Source organism: Streptomyces sp. NPDC030143 (assembly GCF_055573695.1).
Map to the genome: position 1 here is coordinate 58,507 of NZ_JBVIAY010000021.1, position 18,098 is coordinate 76,604.

Genomic DNA, 18,098 nt, shown 5'->3' on the forward strand with positions numbered 1-18,098 from the left:
GAAGTTCGCAGTCGTCCCCAGCATGCTGCGGCGACGACGTCGGCGACATAGGCGGCCCGGGAGACATCCTGCGGATGACGCTCGCTCGCGCCGTGCCCGCGCTGATCGACCGCGACGACCCGCTACCGGGTGATCAGCCGCGAGGCCACCACCTCCCACTCACCCGCACGACCGGCCAAGCCGTGCAGCAGCACGACAGGCTCCCCCGGCCTGCCCCGGTCCCGGCAGACGAGCCGAACCCCGTCGCGCACCACCACAACCTCGGACCACGCCACGACCGCCCCCGGGCACCGTCTCGCCTCGATCATGCCCCGACCGTCACGAGCCGCGCTCAAGGCCGCCCTTCTCGAAGGCGCGCCGCCATGAAACACCGGCCACGTCCGCGGCGACCGTGCCCTGCGACCGCAGCGGGACAACAGCCACTGTCAGACCCAGGTGGCAGCATCACCGGAGTGAACGCCCTGAGGCGTTCTCAACTCACCTCCGCAGCAAACGAAAAGGAGCATTCCCCTTGCGACTGCATCGCTTGGCGCCCGCCATCGCCGCGGGCATCCTCGCCCCGGCCCTCCTGCTCGCCACCCCGTCCTTCGCCGCCACGGCGGCACCGGCCACGGTGACGGCGGCCGTGGTGTCCTCGTCGGCGGACGAGCCGGACGCCGACGACCTGAGGGTGGCCATAGCCCGGATCCTCGCCGACCCGGACAGCGGCCGGCGCGTGACACGAGAAGCCAACGCCCTCCTGGACGCCAACGACCCCGAGGCGATGCGCGCCTGGCTGGAGACCGGCTACCGGATCGCCCAGGCCGAGGACGACCGCGTCGCCATCACGCGCCTGCTCGCCGACCCCGACAGCGGCCGGCGCGTCATCGCCGAGGTCAACGCCCTCCTGGACGCCAACGACTCCGACGCGATCCGCGCCTGGCTGGAGACCGGCTACCGGATCGCCCAGGCCGAGGACGACCGCGTCGCCATCGCCCGCATCCTCGCCGACCCGTCCACCAGCCCGGCCCTGCGCGCGGCAGCGCACGCCGCCCTCGACGACAACACACCCGAAGCACTGCGCCAGTTCCTGGAAGTCGGCAGGTACCAGGTCGCCTGACCGGCACGGCGCCGCACCACAGCGCGTCGCCCGGGTGGCACCCCTGCCGCACGCCCGGTCGCCGGAACGCCGAGAATCCGGGCGGGGCCGCCTGCACCTCTGTGTGCCGGCGGCCCCGCCCGTCAGGCCCTGTGCCGGCTCGGCGCCCTCCGCAGAGCTCTCTGGTCCCGCCGCCCGGTGCGGAAATGGGCCACTGACACACCTCCGACAGCAGAAAGCGCATTCTCAAATGACCACACAACCCCCACGCACCGAGCGCAGCGGTCCGCAGACCGCTTCCGTCGTGACCGACCTGCCGTTCAAGCCTCAGCTCGTCAAAGCGGTGTTCAGGGACGTGACCTCGTTGCACGTCTCCCGGCCGGCCGCGTGGGCCGCCGCGTCGGTGACGCGGACCGTGCTGACGGAGATCATCGACGGCGCGAGAAGCGCGGCGGCCGAGGAGGCCAGGAAGAGGCTGATTCCCAAGGACCTCATCTCGGCGATCGACCGGAACGTCGAGGCGGAGGTGGGATCGGCGTGGTACCTGCACAGCCCGACCTTCCACGGCCTGCTGGGCGAGGTCCGCAACGCCGATGGTGCGCTCGTGTCTCTTCGTGAGCGCCGCGGGGCGCGTACACCGAGTGGTGTGGCCGGCGCCCACCGGTTCGAGGCCGGGGTGAGAAGGCTGCTGGGGAGCCGGGGTGTGAGGGCGGTCCCGGCGATGGTCCGCGACCTGGACGGAATCGCGAGCGTGTTCCTGACGGCCCTGGCCCGGGACGCGGCCAAGGTCGTCCGAGAGGGCGGGGTCAAGCGGTTCGGGACGGTCAGTCTGGTGGTGCCGGGCGAGCCGGCCCCGGCCCCGCTGCTCAAGGACCCCCTCCTGGCCCTGTCCACCCGCCGCGGGGACCGGCGGACCGTTGGCGGAGACGACGTCCTGGCCGCCGTCACGATGCAGCTGTTCGGCGATCTCAGGCAACGCGCCATCACCGAGGCAGCCGAGACGACACGGAACACGTCGGCCAGCTGAGCGGGCCCGCCCCTGCGGGCCCTCACAGTGCAAGGCCCCATAGGGCTGAAGGCATCGGCAGCTCCGATGGGCCCATCGGCAGGACGCCCCACCGGCGCGTGGACCGGCCGTACGGTCCGCTCCTACCTTCGGGGCCATGACCTCACCGCACAAGGCCACGGCCCAGCTCACGACCGCGATGGTGCTGTCCGGCACCCTCGGTGTCTTCGTCGTCGAGTCGGGTGCCGCGCCGTTCGACGTCGTGTTCTCCCGGGTCCTGTTCGGCGCGCTCGCGCTCGGCGGTTACGTCGCCGCCCGCGGCTGGCTGCGCGACCACGGCTTCACGCCGCGCACCCTCGGACTGGCGGTCCTCGGCGGGGTGTTCATCGTCTTCAACTGGGTGCTGCTCTTCGCGTCGTTCGAGAACACGTCCATCTCCGTGGCGACGGTCGTCTACCACACCCAGCCGTTCTACGTCGTCCTGCTCGGCGCCGTCCTCCTCCGCGAGCGTCTCACCGCCGCCAGGGCCGGCTGGATCGGCGTCGCCTTCGCCGGGCTGGTCCTCGTCTCGGGTGTCACCCCGGCCGACGTCACGGGCGGCGACGGCCGGTACCTCCTCGGCGTCGGACAGGCCCTGCTGGCCGCCCTGCTGTACGGCCTGTCCACCGTCGTCACCAAACAGATCACGGGGGTGCGGCCCCATCTGATCGCCCTCGTCCAGGTCGTCGTGGGCATCCCGCTCCTGCTGCCCTTCGCCGACGTCGCCGTCCTGCGCGGCACGGGTGCCGACGCGGGCTGGCTGGTGGGCCTCGGCCTGATCCACACCGGCCTGATGTACGTCCTGATGTACGCCGCCTACGCCCAGCTGCCGACGTCCAAGATCGCTGTGCTGGCCTTCGTCTACCCGGCCGTCGCGATGGTCGTGGACGCGACGGTGTACGGCCACCGCATCGGCCTCGTCCAGGCGCTGGGCGTGCCGCTGATCGTGCTGGCGAGTCTGAAGGTCACGCTTCCTCGGCCACGAGCCGCCGCGCCTGCTCGAGGAACAGCCGGGCATGCGCCGGAAGCCGCTTTCCGGCCCGCCACGCCACCTGCGTGCGAAGCGTGAACGGCGGCTCCCACGGCAGCCGGACCAGCGAGCCCCCGTCCAGTTCGGCGGCGACCGTCACCTCGGGCAGCAGCGCGATGCCGAGGCCGGCCGCCGCCGCGCGTTTGGTGGCCTCGATCGTGCCGAACTCCCGGAACTCCACGGGGGCCAGCGCCGTCAGCTCCCGCTCGAACAGGTCCCGGTAGGCGCAGCCCGGCTCGGTGGCGAGCAGCGACTCGCCGAGCAGGTCGGACGTGGCGAGCGGTGTCCCGGCCGGCCGGTGTCCGGGCGCGGCCACCAGCACCAGCGGCTCGACGGCGAGCACCTCGCTCTCCAGGCCGGCGTGCTCGGTCTCGGGCTCCATCAGGAACCCCACGTCGTACGTTCCCTGCCGCAGCGCCTGCCGGGTCTCGTCCCCGAGGGTGGTGCGCAGCGTCAGCCGCACCTTCGGGTACCGGTGGTGGAAGAGTTCGAGCAGCGGCGGCAGCCGGTAGGAGGTCAGCGACTCCATCGTGCCGATCGCGAGGGTCCCGGAGGGTTCCTCCCCGTCGGTGACCGCCGCCCGCGCCTCGTCGGCGAGCTCCCGCATCCGCCGCGCGTACGGCAGCAGCCGCTCGCCGGCCTCGGTGAGCCGGATGCGGCTGCCGAGCCGGTCGAAGAGCTGGGTGCCGAGGGAGTCCTCCAGGGCGCGGACCTGGCCGGTCACACTGGACTGGGCGTAGTTCAGCTCCGCGGCGGCCCGGGTGAAGCTCAGGACGGTCGCGACCTTCTCGAACGTGGCCAGCAGCCGCAGCTCCACGTCAGGAGTCGTCCCGCTTGTTCTTCCCCGTGCCGTCCGTGTCGTCGTCCTCGCCGTCGAGGGACTTCAGGAACTCGGGGTTGTCGTCGGGCGCGACCCACCGCCGGTCGGCCCGGCCGGCGCCGCCGCGGACCCCGGACCAGCCCTCGGCGGCCGGGCTGCGCCGCTTGCCGGCGATCAGCCAGGAAACCGATCCGACCAGCGGGAAGAGCAGCACGAGGATCGCCCACAGCGGCTTGGGCAGGTGGCGGATCTCGTCGTCCTTGGTGCTGATGCAGTCGATGAACGCGTACACGCTCAGCGCCAGCGGCACGAGGAACATCAGTACCCGGAGCATGGGGCCTCTCCAGCGAAGTGGTCGTCGGGGCCACGAGCACGGGCCCCAGGTACTGGGCCAGGGTAGTCGCTCGGGGATACTTGGCCCCATGGCTTACGACGATCTTCGTTCCCTGCTCAGGGCACTGGAACGCGAAGGCGACCTCAAGCGCGTCAAGGCGGAGGTCGATCCGTATCTCGAGGTCGGGGAGATCGTCGACCGGGTGCAGAAGGCCGGCGGGCCCGCGCTGCTCTTCGAGAACGTCCGCGGGTCCGCCATGCCGCTCGCGATGAACGTGTTCGGCACCGACCGCCGCCTGCTGAAGGCGCTCGGGCTGACGTCGTACGCGGAGATCAGCGACAAGATCGGCGGGCTGCTCAGGCCGGAGCTGCCGCACGGCTTCGTGGGCGTGCGGGAGGCCTTCGGCAAGCTGGGCGCGATGGCGCACGTCCCGCCGAAGAAGGTGAAGGACGCCCCGGTGCACGAGGTCGTCCTGCACGGCGACGACGTGGACCTGGAGCGGCTGCCCGCCCTGTTCACCTGGCCGAAGGACGGCGGCTCCTTCTTCAACCTGGGCCTGACCCACACCAAGGACCCGGAGAGCGGCATCCGCAACCTGGGCCTGTACCGCCTCCAGCGCCACGACAAGCGCACGATCGGCATGCACTGGCAGATCCACAAGGACAGCCGCAACCACTACCAGGTGGCGGCCCGGCGCGGCGAGCGCCTCCCGGTCGCCATCGCCTTCGGCTGCCCGCCCGCCGTGACCTACGCCTCCACCGCCCCCCTGCCCGGCGACATCGACGAGTACCTGTTCGCCGGGTTCCTCGCGGGCAGGCGGATCGAGATGGTCGACTGCAAGACCGTCCCGCTCCAGGTGCCGGCGCAGGCGGAGGTCGTCCTGGAGGGCTGGCTGGAGCCGGGCGAGATGCTGCCCGAGGGCCCCTTCGGCGACCACACCGGCTTCTACACGCCGCAGGAGCCGTTCCCGGCGCTGACGATCGACTGCGTGACGATGCGCAAGCGGCCGCTGCTCCAGTCGATCGTCGTCGGCCGCCCGCCGACGGAGGACGGCCCGCTCGGCCGTGCGACGGAACGCTTCTTCCTGCCGCTGCTCAAGATCATCGTCCCGGACATCGTGGACTACCACCTGCCCGAGGCCGGCGGCTTCCACAACTGCGCGATCGTCTCGATCGACAAGAAGTACCCCAAGCACGCGCAGAAGGTGATGCACGCGATCTGGGGCGCCCACATGATGTCGCTGACCAAGCTGATCGTGGTCGTCGACTCCGACTGCGACGTCCACGACCTGCACGAGGTCGCCTGGCGCGCCCTCGGCAACACCGACTACGCGCGCGACCTCAGTGTCGTCGAGGGCCCCGTCGACCACCTCGACCACGCCTCCTACCAGCAGTTCTGGGGCGGCAAGGCGGGTATCGACGCGACGAGGAAGTGGCCCGAGGAGGGCTACACGCGCGACGGCGGCTGGCCGGACATGGTCCTGTCGGACCCCGGCACGGCGGCCCTCGTCGACCGCCGCTGGAAGGAGTACGGGCTGTGAGCGGCGCCTCCGCCGCGGTGCCCCGGCCGGGGCGCACCAAGGCGTTCCTGCGCCTGGTGATGATCGAGCACTCGGTCTTCGCGCTGCCCTTCGCCTACATCGCCTCCCTCACGGCGATGTTCCGGACGGACCGCGAGATCCACTGGGGCCGCCTGCTCCTCGTCACGGTCTGCATGGTGGGCCTGCGCACGTTCGCGATGGCGGTCAACCGGATCATCGACCGCGAGATCGACGCGAGGAACCCGCGGACGGCCCAGCGTGAACTGGTGACCGGCGCGATGTCGGTACGGCACGCCTGGACCGGTGCGCTGCTCGCGCTGGCCGTCTTCCTGGGCTCGGCGGCCCTGCTCAATCCGCTGTGCCTGGCGCTGGCCCCCGTCGCCGTGATCCCGATGGTGGTCTACCCCTACGGCAAGCGGTTCACGAACTTCCCGCAGGCCATCCTGGGCCTGGCCCAGGCGATGGGCCCGGTCGGCGGCTGGCTGGCGGTCACCGGTTCCTGGTCCTGGGACGCGGTGATCCTCGGCCTCGCCGTGGGCGTCTGGATCGGCGGCTTCGACCTGATCTACGCCTGCCAGGACGTGGAGTCCGACCGCGAGATCGGTGTCATGTCGGTCCCGGCCCGCTTCGGCGTCCCGGCGGCGATCCACGGCGCGCGCGTCTGCCACGCGATCACGACGGCCCTCCTCGTCTGGTACGCCGTGGCCACCGGCGCGGGCGCCTTCTTCTGGCTGGGCCTGGTGATCGTCGCGGGGGCCTTCGTGTACGAGCACACGATCGTTCGCCCGCACGACCTGTCCCGTGTGAACAGGGCGTTCTTCAGCGTCAACGGCTTCATCGGCATCGCCCTGTTCGTGTGCGCGCTGCTGGACCTGGTGGTGCGGGGGCTCACCGTGTAGCCCGTTCGGGTGAGGGCGGGTGCCGTGCGGGGGCGAGGGCACCGTGCAGCGCGGGCCCCACCCGTCCTGAAGACCTTTCCGCCCACCGGTACGCTCAAGGTGTGAACGCAGGAGAAACGCAGCGCGTGCCTTGGATCGTGGGGGTGTCCGGGGCGTCCGGTACGCCGTATGCCGCGGCTGTGCTGCGGGCGCTGCTCGCCGGGGGCGAGGCGGTGGACCTGGTGGTCAGCCGGGCCTCGCGGCTCACCCTGCTGGACGAGACGGGGATCTCCTTCCGGGACGCGCACTGGCGGGACGACCTGCGGGAGTGGCTGGCCCGGGGGGCCGACGGGAAGCCGGACGCCTTCGACGTCGACGTCACGGGGGTGCGGTACTGGAACGCGGGAGACCTGGCGGCCGGCCCGTCCTCCGGCTCGTACCCGGCGAAGGGCATGCTGATCGTGCCGGCCTCGACCGCCTGTGTCGCCGGTGTCGCCCTCGGGCTCTCCAAGGACCTGCTCCAGCGGGTCGCGAGCGTGACGCTGAAGGAGCGCCGGACGCTGGTCGTCGCCGTCCGGGAGACCCCGCTGAACGGGCAGACCCTGCGCCACCTGGTCGCCCTGGACGACGCGGGCGCGAGCGTGGTGCCCGCCTCCCCCGCCTTCTACGCGGGCGCCACCCACATCCAGGACCTGGTCGACTTCGTGGCGGGCCGGGTCCTCGACGCGGCCGGTGTCGCGCACGGCCTCTACCGCCGCTGGGAGGGCGATCTCGGCGGCGGCACCGGAACCCGGACGTCGTGAACGCCCTCTGAGCAAGTCGCAGTACCTCTCATCACTTCAGGAACTCATTCGGAAGGCTTCGATCGCATGGACGCGGTGGACAGGCAGCTCATCCAGGCCCTGAGGGAGAACGGCCGGGCCTCCTACGCGGAGCTGGGGCGCCTCGTCGGCCTGTCGGGACCCAGCGTCACCGACCGCATCAACCGGCTGGAGGCGGCCGGTGTGATCACCGGCTACCGGGCCACGGTGAACGCCGCCTCCCTCGGCCTCGGTGTCACCGCCCTCATCGGCATCTCCCTCTCCGACGCCGCCGACCACGAGGACGTGGCGGCGCGGATGAAGGACCTGAGCGAGATCGAGGACTGCTGGTTCATCGCCGGCGACGACTCGTTCATGCTCAAGGTGCGGGCCAACGACGTGGACGGTCTGGAGAAGATCATCCGACGGCTCAGCGGCACCAAGGGCGTCTCCCGCACCCGGACCACGATCGTGCTCTCCACCAAGTGGGAGAACCGGGTGGGTGACCTTCCCGAAGAGGTCTAGCGGTGCGGGCGTACGGTTTACGGAGACTGTCTACGAGAGGGATGATCATGGACGTCGGGCTCAAGCGCGAGCTGGAGGAGAAGGTCCGCTCCGGTGAGCGGCTGACCCGCGAGGACGGCATCGCGCTGTACGAGTCGGACGACCTGGCGTGGCTCGGCGGCCTGGCGCACGAGGTGCGGACGCGGCTCAACGGCGACGTCGTGCACTTCAACGTCAACCGCCACCTCAACATGACGAACGTGTGCACGGCGTCCTGCGCCTACTGCTCGTTCCAGCGCAAGCCGGGCGAGAAGGACGCGTACACGATGCGCATCGAGGAGGCGGTGAAGCTCGCCAAGGCGATGGAGTCGGAGAACCTGACCGAGCTGCACATCGTCAACGGGCTGCACCCCAACCTGCCGTGGCGCTACTACCCGCGCTCGCTGCGCGAACTGAAGACGGCCCTGCCGGACGTCTCCCTCAAGGCCTTCACCGCCACCGAGATCCACCACTTCGAGACGATCTCCGGGCTGACCGCCTCCGAGATCCTCGACGAGCTGATCGACGCGGGTCTGGAGTCGTTGACGGGCGGGGGCGCGGAGATCTTCGACTGGGAGGTCCGCCGGCACATCGTCGACCACCGCACCCACTGGGAGGACTGGTCGCGCATCCACCGCCTGGCGCACGAGAAGGGGCTGAAGACCCCGTGCACGATGCTCTACGGCCACATCGAGGAGCCGCGCCACCGCGTCGACCACGTCCTGCGGCTGCGTGAACTCCAGGACGAGACGGGCGGCTTCCAGGTCTTCATCCCCCTGCGCTACCAGCACGACTTCGTGGACATGCAGGACGGCAAGGTCCGCAACCGGCTCCAGGCCCGGACGCAGATGGCGACCGGCGCCGAGGCCCTGAAGACCTTCGCGGTCTCCCGGCTGCTGTTCGACAACGTCCCGCACGTCAAGGTCTTCTGGGTGATGCACGGCGTCCAGACCGCGCAGCTCGCGCTCCAGCACGGCGCGGACGACATGGACGGCTCGGTCGTCGAGTACAAGATCACCCACGACGCGGACAACTACGGGACCCCGAACAAGCTGACCCGCGAGGACCTCCTCGACCTGATCCGCGACGCGGGCTTCCGCCCGGTGGAGCGGAACACGCGGTACGAGATCATCCGCGAGTACCCGGGCCCGGACGCGTCCCGCAGGGAGTCCCCGCAGCCGATGCGCGTGTGACCGCGCGAGGCGGCGGGCCCGCCGCGGGGTGCCGGGCCGGTGTCCGTGCGGCTCCGCCCGTGCTCGGCGTCCTCGGCGGGCGGGGCCGGATGCGCCCACCGGCGCACACGTGGGACCGACGTCACCGCGCGGGTACTCGGGCCCCATGGTCACCACGCGCGCGCCCGAGGACGCCTACACCGCCGAACCCTTCCTCCCCGACCGCGGCGGTCTGACGGCCCTGCGCAAGGCCGCCGCCGACTGCCGGGGCTGCCCCCTGCACCGGGACGCCACCCAGACCGTGTTCGGCGCGGGCTCCCCGCACGCCCGCGTCATGCTCGTCGGTGAGCAGCCCGGTGACCAGGAGGACCGCCAGGGCAGACCCTTCGTCGGCCCCGCCGGGAAACTGCTGGACCGCGCCCTCGCCGAGGCCGGCATCGACCCGGCCGAGGCGTACGTCACCAACGCCGTGAAGCACTTCAAGTTCACGCGGGCCGAGCCCCGCAAGCGCCGCATCCACAAGGCGCCCACCCTGCGGGAGGCGGCGGCGTGCGGCCCCTGGCTGGCCGCCGAGCTGGCGTCGGTGGAGCCCGAGCTGGTCGTGGTGCTGGGCGCGACGGCCGGCAAGGCGCTGCTGGGGTCGTCGTTCAGGGTCACCGAGGTGCGCGGGACGGTGCTGGAGCGGGAGATCCACGGCCGCCCCGAGCGGCTGGTCCCCACCGTCCACCCCTCCTCGGTGCTGCGCTCCGACGACCGCGAGGCCGCGTACGAGGGGCTGGTGGCGGACCTGACGGTGGCCGCCCGCGCTTTGTCGTACAAGCCGACGTAATGGCTAGAATGCCAGGGTGCCGCTTACCTTCACTCTCGACCCGGCCTTCACCCCCGGCCTGCGCGACGGCCTCCTCGACCTGTGGACGGACGTGGTGAACGCGGGCGGGGCCGTCGGTTTCGTGCCACCGGTGACGCGCGAGGACGGGCGGCCGGCGCTGGTGCAGCATCTCGTGCAGATGGCCGAGGGCCGCACCCGGCTGCTGGTGGGACAGGACGCGGACGGGCGGGTCGCGGCGGCAGCGTTCCTCACCCTCAACACGCACCGGCTGATGACCCACTGGCTGTGGCTCTACACCGTGATGGTCCACCCCCGCTGCCAGGGCACCGGCCAGGGCCGTGCCCTGCTGGCGGCCGCCGCCGACGCGGCCCGCGGCCTGGACGGCATCGACGCGATACGGCTCACCTGCCGCGGCGGCCTCGGCCTGGAGCACTTCTACGCCTCCTGCGGCTACCAGGAGGTCGGCCGGGTACCGGACGCGATCCGCGTGGCGCCGGGCGACGACCGCGAGGACATCGTCATGCTGCTGCCGCTGAGGTGACCGCCCGCGCGGCCCGCCCCCGCTGCACGATCGGCCGCCCGGCGTGCTTCACTGGACGACGGCCCCTTTTGGATCGGAAGAGTGGTATTGAGATGCTCCGCTACACGTTGATGCGCCTCGGTGTCTTCGCGGGCTGCCTCGTGGCCGTCTGGGGGCTCGTCTACTTCGGCGTCTTCCCGCGCGGCCTCGGCTCGTCGAACGGCATGTGGATCGTCCTGCTCTCGCTGGTGCTCTCCGCGCCGATCAGCTTCGTGGTGCTGCGCAAGGAGCGCGACCGCGCCTCGGAGACGGTCGTGCGGCGCGTGGACCGGATGAAGGCCAACCTGGAGGCCAACCGCTCCCAGGAGGACGAGGCGGTCGACACCGCACAGGGTCAGGCGCAGGCGTCCTAGGGGCCGTACCGCGCGAGGGGGTCACCGCCCCGTCCCCCCAACTAGTCTTGCCCCATGGGTGCCGTGAAGACGAAGCGGATGCCGCGTGCGGTCCGTGAGCAGCAGATGCTGGACGCAGCCGTGGAGATCTTCGGGCGACGGGGGTACATGGCCGCGTCGATGGACGAGATCGCCGAACTGGCGGGCGTGTCCAAGCCGTTGGTCTACCTGTACCTGAACTCCAAAGAGGACCTCTTCACCGCCTGCATCCGCCGGGAAGCCCGGGCGCTGGTCGAGGCCGTCCGCTCCGGTGTGCGCACCGACCTGCCCGCCGACCGCCAGCTCTGGGACGGCCTGCTGGCGTTCTTCGCCCACACGGCACGGCACCCGCACGCCTGGTCCGTCCTGCACCTCCAGGCCCGCACCCACGGCGAGCCCTTCGCGGCCGAGGTCAGGGCGATGCGCGAGGAGATCGTCGCGTTCGTCACCCAGCTCATCGCCGTCGCCGCGCGCGACGCGCACCGGGACCCCACCCTCCCCGACCACGAGGTCGCCGGCCTCGCCGAGGCACTGGTCGGCGCCGCCGAGTCCCTGGCGGCCTGGGCCAACACCACGGACGGCGTCACGGCCCGCCAGGCGGCGGCGACCCTGATGAACTTCGCCTGGGCCGGCCTGGGCAACCTGATGACGGGCCACCCCTGGCCGCTCCCGAGCCCTGACCCGGATCCTGCACCGGAGCCCCGTCCGGAGCGCTGACCCAGAGCCCTGACCCGGAGCCCCGTCCGGAGCGCTGACCCGGAGCCCCGTCCGGAGCGCTGACCCAGAGCCCTGACCCGGAGCCCCGCCCGGAGCGCTGACCCAGAGCGCTGACCCGGAGCCCCGTCCGGAGCGCTGACCCAGAGCCCTGACCCGGAGCCCCGCCCGGAGCGCTGACCCAGAGCGCTGACCCGGAGCCCGCTACGGAGCGCTGACCCGGAACCCTGGCCCGGAGACCTGACCCGGAGTCCCGTCTCAGGGCAGCGGATCCACCCGCCCCCTCACGTGCACCCGGCCGGCCCCGTCCGTCCCGCGCAGCTCGAAGCGTCGGCCGTCCGCCGCGAAGGCCACGGTGCTCGGCAGGGGGACGGGCGCCCGGAACTCCGCCGTGACCCGTACCGCCTGCGGGGTGCCGTGGGCGGCGAGGCAGCGGGCGACGGTCCACATGCCGTGGGCGATGGCGTGCGGGAAGCCGAAGAGGCGGGCGGTGAGCGGATGCAGATGGATGGGGTTGCGGTCGCCGGAGACGGCCCCGTACCGGCGGCCCACGTCGGCGGCGAGCCGCCATTCGTCCAGCACCGGCAGGGGGTCCCGCCCCGGAGCATCGGCGGCGGCCACCCCGGGCGCCCCGGGCTCGGCGGGTCCCTCGGGGACTGCGGGTCCGGGCGGTGTGCGGTGCCGGGCCAGATAGGTGCTCGTCGACTCCCACACGACGTCCGCGCCCTGCCGCAGTTCGGTGACGACGGACGCCTGCGTGCCCCGTCGGTGCGGCGCCAGGTGGTCGACGTGCACGGCGAGGTCGTAGCGCTCGGTGGCGCTCAGCGGGCGGTGGCGGGTGATCTCGATCGACGTGTGGACCAGGCCCAGCAGCGGCAGCGGGAAGTCGCGGCCGCTCATCAGGCGCATGGCCAGCGGGAAGCCCAGGACGTGCGGGTAGGTGGCGGGGAGGGCGTCGTCGCCGGTCGGGGCGAAGCCGCACACCCGCTCGTAGACGGCGAGACGGGCCAGGTCGACACCGAGAGCGGGCAGCTTCAGCAGCGGGCCGCTGAAGTCCGCGCCGGGGCGGGGCCGTTTGAAGGGGGACAGCAGGGCCCCGCGGGCGAGCAGGGGGCCGAGGGACGGGGCGGCGGTCAGGGTGGTCATCACGCCCCCAGCAGGCTCTGGCCGCACACCCGCACGACCTGCCCGTTCACCGCGCCGGAGCCGGGGTGCGCGAGCCAGGCCGTGGTCTCGGCGACGTCGACGGGCAGTCCGCCCTGGGCGAGGGAGTTCATGCGGCGTCCCGCCTCGCGGATCAGCAGCGGCACCGCGGCCGTCATCCGCGTCTCGATGAAACCGGGGGCCACCGCGTTGACCGTCACCCCGTGCTCGGCCAGGGCGCGCGGGGCGAGGGCGCGGACCAGGCCGGCCACGCCCGCCTTGCTCGCCGAGTAGTTGGTCTGGCCCGCGTTGCCCGCGAGTCCCGCGATGGACGCGGTGGCCACGATCCGTCCGCCCGCCCGCAGCGTGCCCTTGGCGAACAGCGCGTCGGTCACGCGCAGCACGCTCGCGAGGTTGACCTCCAGGACGGGACTCCACCGTTCCGCGGGCATGTTGACCAGTCGTCGGTCCCGGGTGATGCCCGCGTTGTGGACCAACACGTCCAGTCCGTCGGGGAGTTCGGCGGCGATCCGCTCGCCGGCGTCGGCGGCCGTGATGTCCAGGGTGAGGGCCGTGGCTCCACCGCCGAGGCGTTCGGCGAGCCGTCGCGCCTCCGCCTCGGCCTGCGGCACGTCGAGGACGACGACCCGCGCGCCGTCCCGCGCCAGCGTCCCGGCGACCGCCGCGCCGATGCCCCGCGCGGCGCCGGTGACCAGGGCTGTGCGGCCGGCGAACGGCCGGTCCGGGTCGTCGGGGGCGGGAACCTCGTGGTGGCCCGGGCCGCCGGCCACCCGGATCACCTGGCCGCTGACGTACGCCGACCTGGGGGAGAGCAGGAAGCGCAGGGTGGACTCGGCGGCGGAGGCGTCCGTCAGGCGGACGAGGTTGACGGTCCTGCCCCGGCCGATCTCCTTGCCGAGGGAGCGGGTGAAGCCCTCCAGTGCCTGCTGGGCGGCGGCCCGGTGGTGGTCGGTGCCCTCGGGGTCGAGCGGCGCGCCGAGGACGACGATCCGCCCGCTGTCCGCGACCGACCGCAGGACGGGGTGCAGGGCCGCGTGCACCTGCGCGAGCCCGTCGACGTCCCGCACGCCGGTCGCGTCGAGGACGACCGCGGCGACCGGCTCCGCGCCGTCCGCCGGGCCGAGTCCCGTGCGCGCCAGGACGGGTGCCGCGTCCAGGGACGACGATCCGGCCGTCAGGTGCAGCAACCCGCCCGGCAGCGACGGGTGTTCGGGGGACCAGCGGCGCAGGGCCGTCGGCTGGGGCAGTCCCAGGCGCCGGGTGAGGAAACGTCCGGGTGCGGTGCCGGTGAAGTTCAGATAGCGGTCGGCCATGTCGGTCTCCCTCGGTCTGCCTGGATCGCGCGAGGACATGTGCCCGGATCTCCAGCGGACCCGGACCCAGGTGCTGACTCCGAAGTAAGGTTACCCGGGGTAAGTCTAGGTCAGGAGGGCGTGTGGGGTACGTGAGGGTCACTCACGTAACTCACGAGATTGCACAGGCCTGGCCCCGGACCACCCCCGAACCCGCACACCCCCCACACGTGGGCCCCGTACGATCCCCTACCTAACCGTCGGTAACCCCTTTCTGCGGTTCCGTCCCGGTTGAACGCCTCGACGTGTGAGGCACGTACGTCATGCAGCAAGCAGTTCGTCGCTGCACGCCCAGGGAGCTGCCCGTGTCCACCCCGTACTCCACCTCCGCAGACTTCGACGCTCCCCGCGCCCTCGTGGAACCCGAGACCCGACGGCTGGACGGGGCCGTGCGGGAGGCGTCCGTTCCGCCGTTCGCGCGTCCCGTGACGTACGGCTCGCTCGCCGACCTGCCCTTCGACAACGCGGCCGCCGTCCCGGACGCGGTGGTCCTCAGCCGCAGGACCGAGGAGGGGCGGTGGCTGGACGTCACGGCCGCGGAGTTCGCCGCGCAGGTCCTCGCCGTGGCCAAGGGGCTGATAGCCGAGGGCCTGACGCCCGGCGACCGTGTCGCCGTCATGGCCCGCACCCGCTACGAGTGGACGCTGCTCGACTTCGCCGCCTGGGCCGCCGGCCTGGTCACCGTCCCCGTCTACCCCACGTCCTCCGTCTTCCAGGTCCGCTGGATCCTCCAGGACTCCGGCGCCGTCGCCCTGATCACCGAGACGGTCGGCCAGGCGGCCGCCCTCGGCCCCGAACGCGACCGGCTGCCCGACCTCGAGCACGTCTGGGTCATCGACAAGGGGCACGTCGAGCGCCTCGCCGAACTGGGCGAGCAGCACGTGCCCACCGCCGAGGTCGACGTCCGCCGGGGCATGCTGGTGCCCGACACCCTCGCCACCCTCATCTACACCTCCGGCACCACCGGCCGCCCCAAGGGCTGCGCGCTCACCCACGGCAACTTCTTCGCCGAGATCGACAACGCCATCGAACTGCTCTACCCGGTGTTCAAGTCCGACGGCGAGGACCTGTCCGTCCTGCTCTTCCTCCCCATGTCCCACGTCTTCGGCCGGATGGTGGCCATCGCCTGCGTCCGCGCCCGCGTCCGCCTCGGCCACGCGCCGAGCCTGAAGTCCGAGCACCTCCTCCCGGACCTGGCCGCGTTCAGACCCACCTGTCTCCTCGCCATCCCGTACATGCTGGAGAAGATCTTCAACACGGCCCGCGCCAAGGCCGAGGCGGGCGGCCGGCTGACCTCCTTCGACCGCGCCGTGAACGTCGCCGTCCGCTACGGCGAGGCCGTCGAGGCGCAGAAGACCGGCACCGGGCACGGCCCCGCCGCCACCCTGCGCGCCGCCCGCACCTTCTACGATCCACTGGTCTACCGCCGGATCCGCAACGCCATGGGCGGCCGGGTCCGGCACGCCATCTGCGGCGGCTCGCCCCTCGGCCGCCGCCTCGCCGCGTTCTACCTCGGCGCCGGCATCGAGATCTACGAGGGCTACGGCCTGACGGAGACGACCGGCGCGTCGACCGTGACGCCACCGCTCAAGCCCCGCCTGGGCACGGTCGGCTGGCCGATGCCCGGCACGAAGATCCGCATCGCCGCCGACGGCGAGATCCTCATCGCCGGCGACCACGTCCTGCGCGGCTACTGGGACCCGGCGGCGGGCGGTGTCGTGTCCGCCGCCCCCGACGGCTGGCTCGCCACCGGGGACATCGGCGAACTCGACGACGAGGGCTACCTCACCATCACCGGCCGCAAGAAGGAGATGATCATCACGGCGGGCGGTAAGAGCGTCGCCCCCGCCCCGCTGGAGAACTGGCTGCGCTCGCACCCCCTCATCTCCCAGGCGATGGTCCTCGGCGACGGCCGCCCCTACGTCTCCGCGCTGCTGACCATCGACCCTGACGGCCTCACCCACTGGCGCAACATGAACGGCAAGCACCCGGTGCCGGTCGAGCTGCTGATCGGCGACGAGGAGCTGTACGCCGTCCTCCAGCGCGCGATCGACGAGGCCAACAAGCTGGTGTCCCGCCCGGAGTCGATCCGCCGGTTCGCCGTGCTGCCCCGGGACTTCTCCGAGACGGACGGCCACCTCACGCCGTCGATGAAGCTGCGGCGCGAGGCGATCATGCGGGACTTCGCCCAGACGGTGGAAAGCCTGTATACCCAGGGACCGTGAACACCGTCGAGTTCTTCCAGTACCCCTGGTCCGAGGACCCGGTCTCCCTGCTCTGGGGCGTCCGGGTCGACGACAGGGACCTGCGCGCGTACGCGGCGGAGGCGACACGGGAGCTGTGGCGGCGGGAACTGGAGGGCGAGTTCGAGGACGAGGACGACGAGGCCGAGCTCGCCGAGACGCTGCGCGACCAGTACGACGGCCTCGGCGTACCGGACCTCGCCGACCGCCCCCACCACTTCGGCACCGCCGCCGACAGCGCCCCGCTCCTCGGCTGCCCGTGCGGCATCTGGCAGTGCTGGCCGCTGCTCGCCCGGATCACGGTGACGCCGACGACGATCACCTGGTCGTCCTTCCGGCAGCCGCAGCGCGAGCAGTGGGGAGAGCTCGGGATCGGCCCCTTCGTCTTCGCCCGCGAGGCGTTCGAGACGGCATGGGCGGCGCCGACCGTGCTGACGGAGGACACGTGGCGACGCGTCAGACCGCCCCGGCGTGCGTGAGGAAGTCCGCCCAGGCGGTGGGGGAGAGACCGATGCGGGGCCCGCTGGGGTTCTTGGAGTCGCGGACATGGACGGTGTCGGGGCAGACGGCGACCTCGAGGCACTCGCCGCCTTCGCCGTCGCTGTGGGTCGACTTGCGCCAGGTGTAGGCGGCCTCCAGGCAGTCCCCGCCTTCGCCGTCGCTGTAGCTGGACTTGAACCAGGTGAGGCCCTCGCTGCTCATAGCTCCTCCAGCTTCTTTTCGATCAACGTGCGGGTCTCCCTGGGCGAGAGAGCCATCGCTCGCATAATTCCACAGCGGTCAGCGATCTTGCGGACCTCTTCCGGGTCGGTGATCAGCCGGGGGTAGCCCTGGGCCTCGGTGTATGCCACCTGGGCGTGCTTCTTGGGCGTCAGCAGGTTGAACGAACTGCCCAGGTTGGGGTGTTCGTCCACTCGGGTCGGCATCACCTGGATCTCGACGTTCTGTCGAAGGCTCACGTTCAGCAGGTGCTGCAACTGCCCCGCGTGTACCTCCCGTCCGCCGATAGGCCGGTCCAGCACGGCCTCCTCGACCACGTAGCTCACGATGGGCGCGGGCCAGCGCTCGAAGATCTGCTGTCGCGAGAGCCGGTCGGCGACTCGCCTCTCGATCGTCTCCGCGTTCAGGAAGGGCCGTCGCTTCGCGAACACCGCGTATGCGTGCTCGCACGTCTGGAGGAGGCCGTGCACGGCATTGTTGGAGTAGTGATGCAGCTCAAGTGCCTCCGCCTCCATGGCCGCGTACCCCCGATACCACTCCGGATGCCGCGTCCGAACCCTCCCCATCGCCTCGCGCACCTCGGGCACCGCCTCCTTCAGCACACCCCCGGCGTCCAGCAGTTCGTCCGCGCTCTCCAGCACCTCCGGGCGGATGAGCCGCACTCCCCGTTCCATGGAGGAGATCGCGTCGGGGCCGTACCCCACCAACTGGCCGAACTCCTTCTGCGTGAGCCCCTTCCGCTCGCGGAAGAGCTTCAGCATCTTCCCCAGTGCGGTGAACAACCCCGTCGTCCCGTCCGCCTCCGCCGGTGTCTCCGGCCTCCGCTCCCGTTCGTCCTTCACGCCCCACCCGCCTTCACGTCCTCGTGGTCACGTCCGACGGCCC

At 71.9% G+C, this 18,098-nt stretch carries 20 protein-coding genes and 1 pseudogene; 14 read left to right on the forward strand and 7 right to left on the reverse strand.

The window, feature by feature from the left end; all coding sequences use genetic code 11:
• Positions 1–29: 29 nt before the first annotated feature.
• Positions 30–308, reverse strand: a pseudogene (locus ACZ4YY_RS29445) (alpha/beta fold hydrolase); the annotation flags it as partial.
• A gap of 203 nt (positions 309–511) precedes the next feature.
• On the opposite strand from ACZ4YY_RS29445, the gene ACZ4YY_RS29450 reads away from it, so the two are divergent.
• The 3 genes from ACZ4YY_RS29450 (at position 512) to ACZ4YY_RS29460 (ending at position 3,192) form a co-directional block, all read left to right on the forward strand.
• Positions 512–1,099 carry an ALF repeat-containing protein gene (locus ACZ4YY_RS29450; RefSeq protein ID WP_468296922.1) on the forward strand — a complete coding sequence of 196 codons (588 nt, stop codon included), beginning with the start codon at positions 512–514 and terminating at the stop codon, positions 1,097–1,099.
• Between the two features lie 229 nt (positions 1,100–1,328).
• Complete coding sequence (locus tag ACZ4YY_RS29455) at positions 1,329–2,105, forward strand: hypothetical protein (RefSeq protein WP_468296925.1); 777 nt, start codon at positions 1,329–1,331, stop codon at positions 2,103–2,105.
• Between the two features lie 136 nt (positions 2,106–2,241).
• On the forward strand, positions 2,242–3,192 hold the full coding sequence (locus tag ACZ4YY_RS29460) for a DMT family transporter (RefSeq protein WP_468296927.1): 951 nt from the start codon (positions 2,242–2,244) through the stop codon (positions 3,190–3,192).
• On the opposite strand, the gene ACZ4YY_RS29465 is transcribed toward ACZ4YY_RS29460, so the two are convergent.
• Together ACZ4YY_RS29465 and ACZ4YY_RS29470 are read right to left on the reverse strand one after the other, a co-directional pair.
• Positions 3,089–3,970 (reverse strand): LysR family transcriptional regulator, encoded by an 882-nt coding sequence (locus ACZ4YY_RS29465; RefSeq protein ID WP_468296930.1) that lies wholly within the window; start codon positions 3,968–3,970, stop codon positions 3,089–3,091. The two genes, ACZ4YY_RS29460 and ACZ4YY_RS29465, sit on opposite strands and share 104 nt — an antisense overlap.
• A gap of 1 nt (position 3,971) precedes the next feature.
• A complete protein-coding gene (locus ACZ4YY_RS29470; RefSeq protein ID WP_468296933.1) occupies positions 3,972–4,307 on the reverse strand; it encodes a PLD nuclease N-terminal domain-containing protein in 336 nt (111 codons plus the stop codon).
• 88 nt (positions 4,308–4,395) lie between these two features.
• Here ACZ4YY_RS29470 and ACZ4YY_RS29475 point away from each other — a divergent pair, with 88 nt between their 5' ends.
• From ACZ4YY_RS29475 to ACZ4YY_RS29515, 9 genes are all read left to right on the forward strand, one after another.
• Positions 4,396–5,847, forward strand: a complete 1,452-nt coding sequence (locus ACZ4YY_RS29475) for a menaquinone biosynthesis decarboxylase (protein ID WP_468296936.1) — start codon at positions 4,396–4,398, stop codon at positions 5,845–5,847.
• Positions 5,844–6,746, forward strand: coding sequence for a menaquinone biosynthesis prenyltransferase MqnP (gene mqnP / locus ACZ4YY_RS29480; RefSeq protein ID WP_468296941.1), 903 nt, complete (start codon positions 5,844–5,846; stop codon positions 6,744–6,746). Before ACZ4YY_RS29475 ends, mqnP begins: the two co-directional genes overlap by 4 nt.
• A gap of 125 nt (positions 6,747–6,871) precedes the next feature.
• Positions 6,872–7,528, forward strand: coding sequence for a UbiX family flavin prenyltransferase (locus tag ACZ4YY_RS29485; RefSeq protein WP_468297193.1), 657 nt, complete (start codon positions 6,872–6,874; stop codon positions 7,526–7,528).
• A 66-nt stretch (positions 7,529–7,594) separates the two neighbouring features.
• Complete coding sequence (locus ACZ4YY_RS29490; RefSeq protein ID WP_468296944.1) at positions 7,595–8,050, forward strand: Lrp/AsnC family transcriptional regulator; 456 nt, start codon at positions 7,595–7,597, stop codon at positions 8,048–8,050.
• Between the two features lie 47 nt (positions 8,051–8,097).
• Entirely contained in the window at positions 8,098–9,261 is a 1,164-nt protein-coding gene (gene mqnE, locus ACZ4YY_RS29495; RefSeq protein ID WP_468296947.1) for an aminofutalosine synthase MqnE, read from the forward strand.
• A 145-nt stretch (positions 9,262–9,406) separates the two neighbouring features.
• Positions 9,407–10,069 carry a UdgX family uracil-DNA binding protein gene (locus ACZ4YY_RS29500; protein ID WP_468296950.1) on the forward strand — a complete coding sequence of 221 codons (663 nt, stop codon included), beginning with the start codon at positions 9,407–9,409 and terminating at the stop codon, positions 10,067–10,069.
• A 16-nt stretch (positions 10,070–10,085) separates the two neighbouring features.
• Positions 10,086–10,610: a GNAT family N-acetyltransferase gene (locus ACZ4YY_RS29505; RefSeq protein ID WP_468296952.1), complete on the forward strand. Its 525-nt coding sequence runs from the start codon at positions 10,086–10,088 to the stop codon at positions 10,608–10,610.
• Positions 10,611–10,702: 92 nt separating this feature from the next.
• The gene (locus ACZ4YY_RS29510) at positions 10,703–11,002 is read left to right on the forward strand and encodes a DUF4229 domain-containing protein (RefSeq protein ID WP_468296955.1); all 300 of its coding nucleotides are present in this window, start codon (positions 10,703–10,705) and stop codon (positions 11,000–11,002) included.
• A 54-nt stretch (positions 11,003–11,056) separates the two neighbouring features.
• Positions 11,057–11,737, forward strand: coding sequence for a TetR/AcrR family transcriptional regulator (locus ACZ4YY_RS29515; protein WP_468296958.1), 681 nt, complete (start codon positions 11,057–11,059; stop codon positions 11,735–11,737).
• Positions 11,738–11,992: 255 nt separating this feature from the next.
• On the opposite strand, the gene ACZ4YY_RS29520 is transcribed toward ACZ4YY_RS29515, so the two are convergent.
• On the reverse strand, positions 11,993–12,880 hold the full coding sequence (locus ACZ4YY_RS29520) for a MaoC family dehydratase (protein WP_468296961.1): 888 nt from the start codon (positions 12,878–12,880) through the stop codon (positions 11,993–11,995).
• On the reverse strand, positions 12,880–14,211 hold the full coding sequence (locus tag ACZ4YY_RS29525; protein ID WP_468296965.1) for a 3-oxoacyl-ACP reductase: 1,332 nt from the start codon (positions 14,209–14,211) through the stop codon (positions 12,880–12,882). The genes ACZ4YY_RS29520 and ACZ4YY_RS29525 overlap by 1 nt, the downstream gene beginning before the upstream one ends.
• 344 nt (positions 14,212–14,555) lie before the next feature.
• On the opposite strand from ACZ4YY_RS29525, the gene ACZ4YY_RS29530 reads away from it, so the two are divergent.
• Both ACZ4YY_RS29530 and ACZ4YY_RS29535 read left to right on the forward strand, forming a co-directional pair.
• The gene (locus ACZ4YY_RS29530) at positions 14,556–16,475 is read left to right on the forward strand and encodes an AMP-dependent synthetase/ligase (RefSeq protein ID WP_468296969.1); all 1,920 of its coding nucleotides are present in this window, start codon (positions 14,556–14,558) and stop codon (positions 16,473–16,475) included.
• Positions 16,472–16,972, forward strand: a complete 501-nt coding sequence (locus ACZ4YY_RS29535) for a hypothetical protein (RefSeq protein ID WP_468296973.1) — start codon at positions 16,472–16,474, stop codon at positions 16,970–16,972. Before ACZ4YY_RS29530 ends, ACZ4YY_RS29535 begins: the two co-directional genes overlap by 4 nt.
• Here ACZ4YY_RS29535 and ACZ4YY_RS29540 read toward each other — a convergent pair.
• Both ACZ4YY_RS29540 and ACZ4YY_RS29545 read right to left on the reverse strand, forming a co-directional pair.
• Complete coding sequence (locus ACZ4YY_RS29540) at positions 16,950–17,195, reverse strand: DUF397 domain-containing protein (protein WP_468296975.1); 246 nt, start codon at positions 17,193–17,195, stop codon at positions 16,950–16,952. The genes ACZ4YY_RS29535 and ACZ4YY_RS29540 overlap by 23 nt on opposite strands.
• A complete protein-coding gene (locus ACZ4YY_RS29545; protein WP_468296978.1) occupies positions 17,192–18,055 on the reverse strand; it encodes a helix-turn-helix domain-containing protein in 864 nt (287 codons plus the stop codon). The genes ACZ4YY_RS29540 and ACZ4YY_RS29545 overlap by 4 nt, the downstream gene beginning before the upstream one ends.
• Between the last annotated feature and the right edge of the window lie 43 nt (positions 18,056–18,098).